At 39.3% G+C, this 14,209-nt stretch carries 12 protein-coding genes; 6 read left to right on the forward strand and 6 right to left on the reverse strand.

Annotation, left to right across the window (positions count from 1 at the left end; all coding sequences use genetic code 11):
* Positions 1-27 precede the first annotated feature (27 nt).
* Positions 28-564 (forward strand): nucleotide exchange factor GrpE, encoded by a 537-nt coding sequence (locus GFH32_RS09895; protein ID WP_228384105.1) that lies wholly within the window; start codon positions 28-30, stop codon positions 562-564.
* A 10-nt stretch (positions 565-574) separates the two neighbouring features.
* Positions 575-1,729, forward strand: a complete 1,155-nt coding sequence (gene dnaJ, locus GFH32_RS09900) for a molecular chaperone DnaJ (protein ID WP_153511458.1) — start codon at positions 575-577, stop codon at positions 1,727-1,729.
* A 117-nt stretch (positions 1,730-1,846) separates the two neighbouring features.
* On the opposite strand, the gene kdsA is transcribed toward dnaJ, so the two are convergent.
* Entirely contained in the window at positions 1,847-2,662 is an 816-nt protein-coding gene (gene kdsA / locus GFH32_RS09905) for a 3-deoxy-8-phosphooctulonate synthase (RefSeq protein ID WP_153511459.1), read from the reverse strand.
* A 9-nt stretch (positions 2,663-2,671) separates the two neighbouring features.
* Entirely contained in the window at positions 2,672-4,861 is a 2,190-nt protein-coding gene (gene recQ, locus GFH32_RS09910; protein WP_153511460.1) for a DNA helicase RecQ, read from the reverse strand.
* Positions 4,862-4,965: 104 nt separating this feature from the next.
* On the opposite strand from recQ, the gene GFH32_RS09915 reads away from it, so the two are divergent.
* From GFH32_RS09915 to GFH32_RS09930, 4 genes are all read left to right on the forward strand, one after another.
* Complete coding sequence (locus tag GFH32_RS09915; RefSeq protein ID WP_153511461.1) at positions 4,966-5,931, forward strand: KpsF/GutQ family sugar-phosphate isomerase; 966 nt, start codon at positions 4,966-4,968, stop codon at positions 5,929-5,931.
* Positions 5,932-6,051: 120 nt separating this feature from the next.
* The gene (locus tag GFH32_RS09920; protein WP_153511462.1) at positions 6,052-6,426 is read left to right on the forward strand and encodes a DUF1573 domain-containing protein; all 375 of its coding nucleotides are present in this window, start codon (positions 6,052-6,054) and stop codon (positions 6,424-6,426) included.
* 120 nt (positions 6,427-6,546) lie between these two features.
* On the forward strand, positions 6,547-7,740 hold the full coding sequence (locus GFH32_RS09925; protein WP_153511463.1) for a pyridoxal phosphate-dependent aminotransferase: 1,194 nt from the start codon (positions 6,547-6,549) through the stop codon (positions 7,738-7,740).
* Positions 7,741-8,282: 542 nt separating this feature from the next.
* Entirely contained in the window at positions 8,283-8,576 is a 294-nt protein-coding gene (locus GFH32_RS09930) for a hypothetical protein (RefSeq protein WP_153511464.1), read from the forward strand.
* Positions 8,577-8,759: 183 nt separating this feature from the next.
* On the opposite strand, the gene GFH32_RS09935 is transcribed toward GFH32_RS09930, so the two are convergent.
* The 4 genes from GFH32_RS09935 to GFH32_RS09950 all read right to left on the reverse strand — a co-directional run bounded on the left by GFH32_RS09935 (position 8,760) and on the right by GFH32_RS09950 (position 14,207).
* The gene (locus GFH32_RS09935) at positions 8,760-11,348 is read right to left on the reverse strand and encodes a TonB-dependent receptor (RefSeq protein WP_160366892.1); all 2,589 of its coding nucleotides are present in this window, start codon (positions 11,346-11,348) and stop codon (positions 8,760-8,762) included.
* A 59-nt stretch (positions 11,349-11,407) separates the two neighbouring features.
* Positions 11,408-12,226 carry a GLPGLI family protein gene (locus tag GFH32_RS09940; RefSeq protein ID WP_160366891.1) on the reverse strand — a complete coding sequence of 273 codons (819 nt, stop codon included), beginning with the start codon at positions 12,224-12,226 and terminating at the stop codon, positions 11,408-11,410.
* A gap of 884 nt (positions 12,227-13,110) precedes the next feature.
* Positions 13,111-13,794: a (d)CMP kinase gene (cmk, locus tag GFH32_RS09945; RefSeq protein WP_153511467.1), complete on the reverse strand. Its 684-nt coding sequence runs from the start codon at positions 13,792-13,794 to the stop codon at positions 13,111-13,113.
* Positions 13,794-14,207, reverse strand: a complete 414-nt coding sequence (locus GFH32_RS09950; protein WP_153511468.1) for a hypothetical protein — start codon at positions 14,205-14,207, stop codon at positions 13,794-13,796. Before GFH32_RS09950 ends, cmk begins: the two co-directional genes overlap by 1 nt.
* Between the last annotated feature and the right edge of the window lie 2 nt (positions 14,208-14,209).

Here is a 14,209-nt window from a genome sequence, read left to right on the forward strand (position 1 = left end):
GAATAACTAGAATAAACATTAACGGTGATGATGACAGATAACGATAATATTCAAGACGAAAACTTAAATACCGAAGAGAACAACACTACGGAAAATGTAGAAACTCCTGAAGTGGATGAGCTAGCTAATTTGAACGACAAACTCGCAGAGTCAAACGACAGATATGCTCGTTTAGTTGCAGAATTTGATAACTATAAGAAGCGTACATCCAAAGAGAAACTTGATTTAATGCAATCGGCCGGAAAAGATGTATTAATCAAACTATTACCTGTTTTAGATGATTTTGATCGTTCGATGTCTTTTATGAAAGATATTCCAAATGATGATAGCGTAAAACAAGGTGTTGACCTAGTAAATACGAAGTTCCGCAAAACCATGGAGCAATTAGGTCTGAAAGAAATGGACGTAATAGGTAAACCATTTGACCCAGAATATCAGGAGGCGATTACATCTATTCCTGCTCCTACAGACGATTTGAAGAATAAAGTAATTGATGTTATTGAGAAGGGTTATTTCTTAAATGACAGTGTGATTCGTTTTGCTAAGGTGGTAGTAGGTCAATAAGAAGAAGAAGATGTCAAAAAGAGATTATTACGATATCCTAGGAGTTACGCGCACAGCGGAAGTAACTGAGATTAAGACTGCCTATCGTAAATTGGCGATTAAATTTCACCCGGATAAGAATCCTGGGGATAAGGAAGCCGAAGATAAATTTAAAGAAGCTGCTGAGGCTTATGAAATCCTAAGTAATACGGAGAAGCGTGCACGCTATGATCAATTTGGTCATGCGGGTAATTCTGCTTCTGGTGGTTACGGAGGTGGCGGAATGAACATGGACGATATCTTTAGCCAGTTTGGCGATATCTTCGGTGGCGGTAATCCGTTTGAGAGTTTCTTTGGCGGCGGCGGCGGTGGCTCTCGTGGCGGACGTCGTGTTCAACGCGGAAGTAACTTACGTATTAAGGTTAAATTAACTTTAGAGGAGATTGCCAAAGGCGTTGAGAAGAAGGTTAAAGTCAACAAACAAGTTGTTTGCCATACCTGTAGCGGTACTGGCGCTAAAGACAAAAGCTCTTACCATACCTGTAATACTTGTGGTGGTAGCGGATCTGTGCGTCGTGTAACCAATACGATTTTAGGTCAAATGCAAACCACCAGTACCTGTCCTACCTGTAATGGTGAGGGTGTGGAGATTACCGCGAAGTGTACTACCTGTAAAGGTGAAGGCTTAGAGCGTGGCGAAGAAACAATCGCAATCAATATCCCTGCAGGTGTAAGTGAAGGAATGCAACTGTCGATGAGTGGTAAAGGTAATGCTGCTCCACGCGGTGGTATCCCTGGCGATTTGATTATTTTGGTGGAAGAAGTTCCGCACGAAACATTAAAACGTGATGGCATTAATGTCATTTATGATTTATATATCAACTTTGCAGATGCTGCTTTAGGTACGAGTGTAGAAATTCCAACCATAGACGGGAAAGCGAAAATTAAAATTGATCCAGGAACACAAGGCGGTAAAATCCTTCGTTTAAAAGGAAAAGGTTTGCCGGAAGTGAATTCTTACCATAAAGGTGATCAATTGGTGTATGTCAATGTATGGACACCGAAAACAGTATCGAAGGAAGAGAAAGAATTGCTAGAGAAATTAAAGAGCTCAGCAAACTTTAAACCTCAGCCTGGAAAGAGCGAGAAGTCATTCTTCGAGCGTATTAAAGAATACTTTGAATAAATTTGTATTATTATAATCAAAAAAAAGTCTGAACAATTTGTTCAGACTTTTTTTTATGTGTTGATCGAAGCCTAATCGCCCGATTGCATACGCAATTCAAGCGCTCCGAAAGAATTCTTAAAGAATTGCTTGTCTTACGCGGATTAACTTTTCCATTAAGCCTTCCAATAAATCTAAATGTAACATGTTTGCGCCATCTGATTTTGCATTAGCAGGATCTGGATGTGTTTCAATAAATAAACCGTCAGCACCTACTGCAATAGCAGCCTTAGCAATCGTTTCGATCAGTTCTGGCTTTCCGCCTGTTACCCCCGAAGTTTGATTTGGCTGTTGCAAGGAATGCGTACAATCCATTACTGTCGGTACGTTAAAGTTACGCATCGCTGGAATACCGCGAAAGTCAACAATTAGATCTTGGTAACCGAATGTGTTTCCACGGTCTGTTAAAAATACTTTATCATTTCCCGAGTCTTTTACCTTATCCACTGCAAACTTCATTGACTCTGCAGAAAGGAATTGCCCCTTCTTAATATTGACAACCTTTCCAGTCTCTGCAGCAGCAACTAATAACTCCGTTTGACGACATAGAAATGCTGGGATTTGCAAGACGTCAACATAAGCAGCAGCCATCGCCGCTTCATGACTTTCATGGATATCCGTGACAGTCGGAACACCGAAGGTCTTCCCTACTTTCTCTAATATCTTCAATGCTTTCTCATCACCAATTCCTGTAAATGAATCTACTCTCGAGCGATTCGCCTTGCGGTATGAGCCTTTGAAAATATACGGGATGTTGTATTTATCGGTAATCGTTACGATACGTTCGGCAATACGAAGTGCGATCTCTTCTCCTTCGATTGCACATGGGCCTGCCATTAAGAAGAAAGCGTTTGAGTCCGCATTCTTAATATTTGGCAAATAAGTATGGATCATATGGTATTATTAATTTCCTAATTCTGATATAAATTTGATACGCATCAGCTGAATGTCTTCGAAAGAGTAATCCTCCTCACCTAGCTCATTCAATGCGCCATCAATGCTGTCGTTCTCGGCAGACTTAAAGTAATCGTAAACCTCATCTTGACGATCGGGATCAATCATTTCATCGACAAAATATCCGATATTCAACTTCGTTCCCGAATTAACAATAGATTCGACCTCCTTCAGCATGTCTTCATAGCTAATTCCCTTCGAGGAGGCAATATCTTCCAAGCTGATTTTCCGGTCAATATTCTGAATGATAGACACCTTAAGTGCCGATTTGTTTGCGGTACTTTTGATGATTAAGTCCTGTGGTCTATCGATGTCGTTATCCTCAACATACTTCTTGATCAATTCCACAAATGGAGCACCAAACTTCATGGCTTTTCCAGACCCTACCCCTTGGATTTTCTTAAGCTCTTCCGTCGATACCGGATAATGCGTACACATTTCCTCTAAAGAAGGGTCTTGAAAGATAACAAATGGGGGAAGTGACTTCTGCTTAGCGATCTTCTTGCGAAGATCCTTCAACATTTTCAATAACTCCGCGTCCAGCGTACTCGACTGACCTAAAGTGTCCTCTGAACCATCAGAGCTCGCTTTCTCCATCGGACGATTAATAATGTACTTAATCGGATATGGATTATTGATATATTTTTTACCTCCTTCGGTCAATTGCAATAGCCCGTAGTGATCGATATCCTTTTTGATAAAATCGGATAACTCCGCTTGACGGATCAAAGAATTCCAATAGTTGACTCCTAATTCTTTACCAGAGCCATATAATGGATGGCTATCATGCTTATAAGAAGATATCGGTTGATTATTTTGACCTATCATCACATTGATAATATGCTGATCATCAAACTTATCGCCTTGCTCTTTAATAAAACCTAATACTTGAAGAAGGGATGCTTCGGCATCAAAGTATGTTTTCGCCGAACGACAATTGTCGCACATGCTGTTACAGCCTGTTTCATCAAATTTCTCACCGAAATAATGTAGAATTTGTTTTCTGCGACAAACAGCAGATTCAGAGTAATCGATTACTTCCTTTAAGATTTGCGTACCTATTTCTTTCTCCGAAACAGGCTTATCTTTCATAAATTTAGTAAGCTTCTCAACGTCCTTCTCTGAGTAGAATGCCAAACAAAAGCCATCTCCTCCATCGCGACCTGCACGTCCAGTTTCCTGGTAGTAACCTTCCATTGACTTCGGAATATCATGGTGAATGACATAGCGCACATCAGGCTTGTCAATACCCATCCCGAAAGCAATAGTCGCCACAATGACTTCGCAATCTTCCATTAAGAATTTATCTTGAGTCTCCGCACGAGTTTTCGCATCTAAGCCAGCATGATAAGGAAGCGCCTTGATACCATTGATGGTCAAAACCTCCGCTATCTCCTCGACTTTCTTACGGCTTAAACAGTATACAATACCGGCCTTACCTGCATTACTCTTGATGAAACGCACAATCTCCTTAATCACATCCTGCTTCGGACGCACCTCATAATAGAGGTTAGTACGATTGAATGATGATTTGAATAATTGTGCATCAGTCATCTGCAAGTTCTTCCGAATATCAGACTGTACTTTGGGAGTAGCCGTAGCGGTTAAAGCGATGATGGGGATATTATCGCCAACCTCATTAATCACTTGACGTATCTTACGGTATTCCGGACGGAAGTCATGCCCCCATTCTGAAATACAGTGAGCCTCATCAACAGCAACAAACGATACCGTAATGCTCTTTAAAAACGCGAGATTGTCCTCTTTTGCCAAAGATTCCGGTGCCACATAGAGCAACTTGGTTTTACCCTCCGTTACGTCCTGCTTCACACGAAGAATCTCATTCTTGGTTAATGAGGAATTCAAAAAGTGCGCAATGCTGTCTCTTCCACCGAAGGCTCTCAGCTGATCTACTTGGTTTTTCATAAGTGCAATCAATGGTGAGATAACGATAGCCGTTCCTTCACTCATCAATGCCGGGAGCTGATAGCAGATAGACTTGCCACCACCCGTTGGCATAATTACAAAGGTATCTTTCCGATTAAGCACATTCGTGATAATCGCTTCCTGATCTCCTTTGAAATTATCAAACCCGAAAAAATCCTGTAAATTGTCAAATAGTGATTTTTCTATTTCCATTCACCTACGATAATAAATTAGATGACTTGATACAACACTAGGAATACGCCCTAAATAATGTATTTTTGTGTGTAAATTGAAGAATAAAAATAGGTAAATTTTACGTGAAAAACAACATAGATATCAAAAAGGTTGCCATCGACACCTTCGAATTAGAAGCGAAAAATATACTTTCGCTTTCAGAAAGAATTGATGATGATTTCGTTAAGGTTGTTGAATCAATCCTTAGTTTAAATGGTCGTGTGATTATTACAGGTATTGGAAAGAGTGCAATTATCGCTCAAAAGATTGTCGCAACCCTAAATTCGACAGGAACACCGTCCATTTTCATGCATGCCGCCGACGCTATTCATGGCGATTTAGGGATTATACAACAGGAAGATTTGATTATCGCGATTTCCAAAAGTGGCAATACGCCAGAGATCAAAGTCCTTGTTCCTTTCCTAAAACAAACAAACAATAAGCTGGTGGCGATCGTTGGAAATCGTAACTCCTTCTTAGCTGAACAAGCGGATTATATCCTAGACACTACAATCACTCGCGAGGCATGTCCCAATAATTTGGCGCCAACAACCAGCACTACAGTGCAATTGGCTATGGGTGACGCTATCGCGGTTGCTTTACAAACTAAAAGACAGTTCTCCGATAGAGACTTCGCAAAATATCATCCAGGTGGCGCATTGGGTAAACAGCTTTATCTACGTGTCGGAGACTTATCCGACAACAACGGCTTACCAGTCGTAGAACCTTCAAAAGATATTCGTAGCGTAATTATTTCTATTACTCAGTTTCGACTAGGTGCAACAATCGTATTGGATGACGAAAAAATATTGGGAATTATCACAGATGGTGATATTCGTCGAATGTTGGAGAAATATGAGGATATCGCTAATTTAACTGCAAAGGATATCATGAGCTTGAATCCAAAGACAATCGACCGAAACGAGTTGGCAGTTAATGCATTACATACTATGCGTCAATTTAGTATATCCCAATTGGTGGTAACCAATGAGGGTAATTACGCAGGAATAATCCATATACAAGACATCTTAAAAGAGGGAATCATCTAATATTTTTGTGTAATATTATTGTTGAATTAAGCAATTCTATTTTCAATAAGTCTATTTTTAATAAAATTGGTCTTAGATTTGATTGACAGAACTAAATAGAAACAAAACAAAATTGAAGCAATGAAAAAAATTACAAGTATTTGTGCGGTGGTAATTGCATTTATCAGTTTAACAGCAATGACATTATTTACAGCGGAGTTTAAGTTTGAAAAAGAAACGCATGATTTCGGGAAGATTCCTGCAGGTAAGCCAGTTTCTTACGAGTACAAATTTAATAATGCTGGTGATGAGCCGATCATTCTTGCTGATGTTCAACCTACTTGTGGCTGTTCAGTTGCTGAGTTTACAAAAACACCCGTAAAACCAGGAGATGCAGGAACAATCAAGGTGACTTTCAATGCGGAAACTAAAGGTCCATTCACCAAGTCCTTTATCGTGAAGTCGAACACGAAAACCCCTGTAAAAACATTGACCATTAAAGGTATTGTTGAATAATACCAGCACAAGAATAAAATATAGTAAGCCGTTTCCTTTGGGGAACGGCTTTGTTATTTATATGCAATCCTTCGAAGATTATTCGTAAATTTGTGCCAATAAAAACGAAAACAAATTATAATGCCAACAATCTCTAAAAAAGGCATACAGATGCCTGCGTCTCCCATTAGAAAGCTTACGCCATTTGCCGATCAAGCCAAAAGAGAGGGTAAAAAGATCTATCATTTAAATATTGGTCAACCGGATATTGAAACACCGGAAGTAATGTTAAATGCTTTAAAGAATATAGATTTCAAGGTATGGGCATATACGCCATCGGAAGGAACCCTATCCTATCGTACGAAGTTGGCAGAATATTACAACAAAATAAACTATAACATCAGCCCGAGCGACATTTTGGTTACCAATGGTGGCTCTGAAGCCATTACGATCGCGATGCAAGCCTGCTTAAACCCAGGTGAAGAGGTAATTATCCCAGAGCCGTTCTACGCAAACTATAATGGTTTTGCTTGTTCCGCGGATATTATCGTGAAACCAATTATGTCGTATATCGACAATGGCTTTGCTTTACCGTCAATCGCTGAGTTCGAAAAAGTGATTACTGAGAAAACAAAAGCAATTGCTATCTGTAATCCTAACAACCCGACCGGTTACTTATACTCACGTGAAGAATTAGAAGCACTACGCGAATTATGTTTGAAATATGACCTATATCTATTTTCTGACGAAGCTTATCGTGAGTTTTGCTATGATGGACGCGAGTTCCTATCGCCAATGCATTTGGAAGGATTAGAAAACAATGTAGTTGTATTTGATACCGTATCAAAGCGCTATTCGGCCTGTGGAGCACGAATTGGTTGCATTATCACAAAGAATAATGAATTATATCAAACTTGTTTAAAGTTTGCACAAGCACGTTTGAGCCCATCGTTAGAAGGACAAATTGCTGGTGAAGCAGCAGTAGATACTCCGGACAGCTATTTCGAAGCCGTTTCTAAAGAATATACAGCAAGAAGAGATGTTTTAGTTGCAGGATTAAACAGCATTGACGGTGTATTCTGTCCTAATCCAGGCGGTGCATTCTACGTCGTAGCTAAATTACCGATTGACAATGCCGACAAGTTCTGTCAATGGATACTAGAAGAGTTCGATTACAACAATGAAACAGTTATGATGGCGCCTGCAACAGGATTCTATTCAACACCTGGCGCTGGACAAAACGAAGTTCGTTTAGCCTATGTCTTAAATCAAGATGACTTGAAAAAAGCATTAAAATGCCTTGAAGAAGCTTTGAAAGCTTATTCTTTACGCTAGCCGGCATTAGATATAAGATGTTAGATATGAGATGTTAGACATCTAAAAATGGTTTAGGGATTAGATTTCCTAAACCATTTTTTTATTAATCATCAACTCGTCTCCAAAATGACACTAACAAATTCCAAAAATCTAATTTCTGACATCTAAAATCTAATATCTAATAAATTATTGTCGAAGTTTATGGGAGATCTTCTGTTAGGCCACTAAGAGCCAGAGAAGGTCGGTTGGAAAAGGGACGTGGAATAAAGCGGAGCGTAGCGAGCATTTATGCCGCGAAAGCCCTTTTCGAATCGATACCTTCGGCGGCTATCTTTGCAGCAACAGACGATATCTTCAAACTACAACTAAACTCCCTTTAATATCCATTATCTAATCTACACTTTCCTGCATCTTACGTCTAAAATCTGATATCCCCCATCCATTATCCAATCTACTACCCAACATACATCTAAAATCTAATATCTATTATCTCCTATCTAAAAAAACAATTTTCAATTTCAGACGTTTAATATATAGTATACACTAATGAATAAGAATTTATGGATAAATTAAAGAAGTTTGAATTAATGGAGAAAATATCCAGGGAATTGGAGGACATTAGAAATAGTCAGCAGGCAGTTTTAGAGAAAATTGCTAAGGTAGAGATCGATAATATTGAATTAGGCGATAAAACTATCGAGACGAAGATCCCTGAAATATATCAGCGAACAGCTGATAACTCCGAGGCCATACGGGAAATTCTGGATGCTTTCCAGACGAAGACCGACGATTTTGGTGAGAAAAACAATATTGACAAGCTTCGTGAACAAAACGAAATTGACAATATGAAATAGGAAGAAAAACGCAAGCCTCACAGATGAAAGTGATTTATTAATCCACATTGAATACGAAACTGCGGAAATGGAGTAGAAAGCATTAGTTTTCTACTCCATTTTTTATTTACTTTAAAGCGTGTATTCTATTATTAATCACTATATTAACAAGTAACTTTAACAAACCATTACCCTACTTCTCAATTAAAAATTATAATACACTGAACAAAGATAATTTGCGGGACGCAAGCTATAATATACCGAATTGATAGAAGCGTCCGTAAACTGTGTATGCCCAAACGAACGTTCATTAAGAATATTTGACCCCTTCAAATCCAATTCCAGATTATGTCGCCACTTGAAGCGCGCACCAAAATCCAAAAATTGTTGCTGCACTCGACTATCTTTGTCAATTTCATTGTGTAGGTATTCATAACTAGTATACAACCGAATTTTCGAAGAAGGGATACAAGTCAACGTCAGACTATTTATCCAAGACAAGCTGGGATCCGCCTGCCAGCCATTGGCAGTGCCAAAACGACGATACGACAGCTTCCCGCTATAATCTAGACTTGACCATGAAAACGGTGCAGTCGTTAATATCGGGTTAAAATAAATAGAGCGCAAAGACTGCCGTAGCATTTGCCCATTCTGTTCAAATGTTGAACTATTTGAAGAATACTGAACCTGCAGCGATACAGACGTATTGGACTCAAAAAAACCTTTGCCAATCTTACCTGAAATATTAAACATGGATCCCCTATTACTACTTAAAAAGAATTCCCGCACGACAATCGGACCCTCAAAGCGATTCGCGGAAAGTAAACCGTTAGTATTATTCGCATATCTCATGTTAACATGGCCAAAAATTGCCGCTATTGGATCGCGATAACTCAACCCAAGCGAAGAGCTCAGACGGCGATTCCGTGCGATGGAATCACTCCCAGAAGTAAAGAACCGATAATTACGCAAAATTGGCTCGTCAAGGTATTGTATCGGGTCGGAAACAACTTCGTTGTCCATCGAAGCGCGCAAGTGCAGTGTCAGCCCTGTGGTCAAATCTCGACTATAGCTGATCGAGGGCTCAGCCAATAGAAAGGCCTCATGATGGCGACCCAGGCTATTTTTCCGCCTCATTGCGACCGAAGAATAACGTAAGGGGAATTGAATGCGCATGTTACTACCCTCTTTCTTTAATGCCAAAATTCCTTCGTAATAGAGATCCGTAAGATTTAAACTTAGTTCATTGATATAATGCCCTTGCTTTGCACCAATCATACCGATAACTCCTTCGAGATCAGAGTCCATATCCTGAAAGTTCAATTTTACCCCCAGCTTATTTTCAAAAGACCAACCTTTCAATGGCAAAATAGTGCCTACCGAAGCATCTTGGTAAAAGGAATTTCTCTTCGCCTTCTGTGAAATGGCGCTAATCTCAGGGTATGAAACCGACCCTCTTAAACTATATAAATCAAGTAAAGACGAAGACCGAACCTTCCATTTTTGCCCTGCAAATTGTTTGATAAAATCAAAGTCATTACTAATTTGGTAACGTCTAATATTTCCTTCCTGTTCATTCGTTGTAGTTCCCCCTATACCAACATCCATACCTTCTTTTTGCAGGCTAACAGAGAGCGTATTATCTAGGAATTGCTTCTCAATGTTACTGTTGAGGTTAAAAGAAAGTCGGAAGCTGTTGGGTGTTGAGCGATGTGTCGAATGCTCCAAAAAATGAAAAATGCTATCAGTCGCTAGGTATGTCCTCGATGCAGCCATTTTGTTCTCCAGCTCGTCACGTGTAAACTCAATAGTAGCCTTTGCCGTCAAGTCCTTTTTCAAATCCCAAATTGATTTGGAATTTGCCAATACAGATTCGTTGAAATAATAACGGGATTCTCGTAGGTTTGGCGGCGTGAACTGCATCTGTAAGGGATCCGCCCATGTCGGAAACTTCCCTTTACTATCTATTAGGTCTTCTACACTAAACTGTTTGACTTCCTTCGTTATATTCGTTCCTGAGTTATTAGCCTTTAGCGTATTGATCGATTGCCAGTCTGCCGAAACGTTCAGCGTATGCGTAGACATGTCCCCTAACAGTGGGCTAAACCCTAAACCTGCAGAAACGTTGCCGATCCATTTCATCTTTGATTTATCCTTCAACTTGATATTGATGGCCGCACGATCAGAGCCGTAGATATCTTCCAACACTTTAACCGGTTGATGGTTCTCTAAAACCTCCACTTGGTTAACGTCTGAAAAATTGATGTTCTCAACCGCCAATCCATATTGATTGTCCAGAAGGTTCTTACCTTCTATATAAAAACGATTAATTGCCACACCGTTATACATGATCTGCCCGTTATCACTGACCTCTATACCGGGCAGCTTTTTTAGCACATCACCAATCGAACGATCCATTCCTCCAGCAAACTGATCAACTTGATAGCGTATCGTATCTTTCGTATGCGTTATTTTCGGAAGTTTAATTTTAATTTCTTGGAGACTAATTACCTCCTTTTCTAGGAAAATCACACTTGCTATTGCCGAATGCTCAAGGCTTATAGTCTGCGTGGCATACCCCAACAGTGAAAACTTAATTCTCACCTTTAGACCATGCGGTATACGCATATGATATTTACCTTCAACATCCGATGTAGCATAGGCGAGCACCTGAACCGGATCATCAAGATAGGCGGTAACAATCACTCCGATGAGAGGTTCTATGCTTATTGCATCCCGAATCCTACCACCGATATCCACTTTTTTATCCTGTCCATGACCAATTATGGGCACAAGAAAAACTAGAACGCAAAATAAACTAAGGGTTCGCATTGGAAAAATCTGTTAAGAGATTAGTTCAACTCCATAGGATTGTATGGACGTACTTTATCAAAATTTGCCTTAGCAGCATCGTCCAGCGGCTTAATCTGTATCCCCATCTGTGTCCTCAAATACTCGTAGGGTTTTCTATTTAAACGATCTTGCCGCTTGAGAAACTCCAGTTTGTTAATTTCCGTGACCTTTTTTTCAGGAATATTCAGCGTTTTGACCGGGTTCAAAGACTGAAAGCCTGTCAATTCGAACGAAAACTCATTCTTTGAATCGTTTATTTTCAAGATAAGTCCAGGAAGCCCGCCGAATTTCCAAGGACCATTATCGAAAGCAATTGCTGGTGCATACCAAGCTTCGTAATCGCGACCAGAAAATGAACAAACTGCTTTCCTGACCTCATAACCCAACAAGTTAGAATTTTCATTTAGAATCTCCCATTTCATTGCATGTAAAGGTTCTTCATACTTAAAATTTTGAATAGCGAGTTTATCCACTGTAATAGTTTTTGCCAAGCGCTTATCTTTAAATATTTGGTAATCTACACCCTTTCTACCATATTTAGAATGGCTGGCCAACATTTCCATAGCCGGTACACCATGAGCTAAGTCACTTTTAATAGCGGAATCAACTCGAAAGGTATGGTAACTATAAAATGCCGAAGATGTAGGCCCCATTTCCAATATCATGAAATCTTCGGTTTTCTTTGCTACCTGATTAGGATCGTTACTATAGCTCAACTTATACGTGCATCTATAGTTGGCAGTCCCAAGCTCTTGTGCGTGAATCCGCAACGAATGGATGCCAAATAGCAGGAGAACGGAAAAAAAGATACTTTTCATGTTTATCATATTTAGTAAATAAAAGAGACATACCTATATCGCATAGGTATGTCTGGGAATTAATTGGTACTATATATTAAGGACATTAAAATTCAATAATATACTTTTTTGTTACCGGTGACTTATCAGACGGTTTTTAATACTCCATTGGAAACTTAACTGTACTAACTCACCAATTTTTGATAACAAAGTCGTTCACAGAAATCCATCTTTCAAAATAGTTGGATTATGCTCGAACTAGCGTTTCTGAATAAAAAGCATATTTAATCTTTAGATAACACAAGCATCATTTCAACTACACTAAATTAATCTTTTATTTATTTAACTAATTATAAAGAACCGTTATTGACGATATAACATTAATATTGTCGATATGTTTCGACAATATTAATCTAAACGATACTTATACGACATTATTTAAACCAAAGGAGATCTGCCGTTTGAAACACTTCGAATAACGATCTTTAATCTTTTGAATCAAACAGGTATTTCATTCCGCTCGGCAAGGTTCCGCACATTGAAGCACAGTATATGCTTGTAGATGAATGGAATACTGATAATTCAGGAAATAATCTTCATATGGTAGAATCATTTCCAACTTGGCGTTTCCGACAAGTATTTATCAAAGCGATAAATACGCGTAAATAACTAATAAAGATTGATTATGGAATAGGATGCTTTGTAATGGCTACTTCGCTATCGCGGCTTATAAGGAAATAATTTCAGGCTTTAAAAAAAATCTAGCGGAAAGTTCTAGTAGAGATTTGAAAACAGCAGGTGCTGTTTATTGAGGTATATTGTTATTAACTCAGCAATGTTTATATAATAAAGCAGGCACATTAGTTGTGACTTTTTCCGCCTTGCGCCGATGTGCCCGCCTTTATTTATACTTTCTCCATTCGCGATTTGACTAAGTCAACCACAAATGCGAGTTGTTCTTCTTGATTCAGTTCACTATTATCCAGCACTATAGCATCTTCCGCTTGGCGCAGTGGACTCTCTTCACGTGTGCTATCAATATGATCACGATGTGCTAGATTATCTTTCACCTCTTCCATTGTCAATTGCTCGCCCTTTGCGGTAAGCTCTGCAAAGCGACGCTCTGCACGAACCTGTGGACTTGCAGTCATAAAGATCTTTAAATCCGCATGTGGAAAGACGGTGGTACCAATATCACGACCATCCATAACTATATTACGCTTAGCACCTAATGCTTGCTGCTGCTTCACCATAGCTTTGCGCACAGCCTTTATAGCACTCACCTCGCTAACGTACTCGGAAACCTCCATTGTACGGATAGCATCAGATATATCCTCACCGTTCAATAGTACTTGAATCTTATCCGCTTGCGGCACTAAATCGATGTGAATATCTTGAATTGCTTGTGCGATGGCAGCATCATCTGTTAAACTAATCTGATGGCGTTGAAAGTAAAGCGTCACTGCCCGATACATCGCACCACTATCAACAAATACAAAGTTTAACTGCTTTGCTAATGCCTTCGCAACGGTACTTTTGCCACAAGATGAGAAGCCATCAATTGCAATGACAAAATTGCCCTTCTTCATTAGTTTGTTCCTCCGATCATTACTCCAGGTTTATTTACCAATGGAATCTTAATCAGATTCTCATCGACAATACTATCTGGAAGGAAAATATATTTTTTATCATAAATAACCCCGTCGATATAATAGCTTAGCCAATATTCATTGGTAAGTCCAAATACTTGAATATCGATTGCTTCGATTTTCTGGGTGGAATGTGCTGCCACATCGCCAATAAAATGACGCAGGGTTGTTGTTTTTACCTTTTTGCCGTCCTTATCGCCATAGCCCTTAGAAGATACCAATACATTCGCTAATGCGGCACTCTTCTCATTTATCAAATATACGTTCCATATTTTTGACGTTGGGGATTCCGATTCTAATACAATCGCAATGGATATATCTTCAACTATATTTAAAGGTAAGTCTTTTTTCATGC

Origin of the sequence: Sphingobacteruim zhuxiongii (assembly GCF_009557615.1) — a bacterium.
Classification (GTDB): Bacteria; Bacteroidota; Bacteroidia; order Sphingobacteriales; family Sphingobacteriaceae; genus Sphingobacterium; species Sphingobacterium zhuxiongii.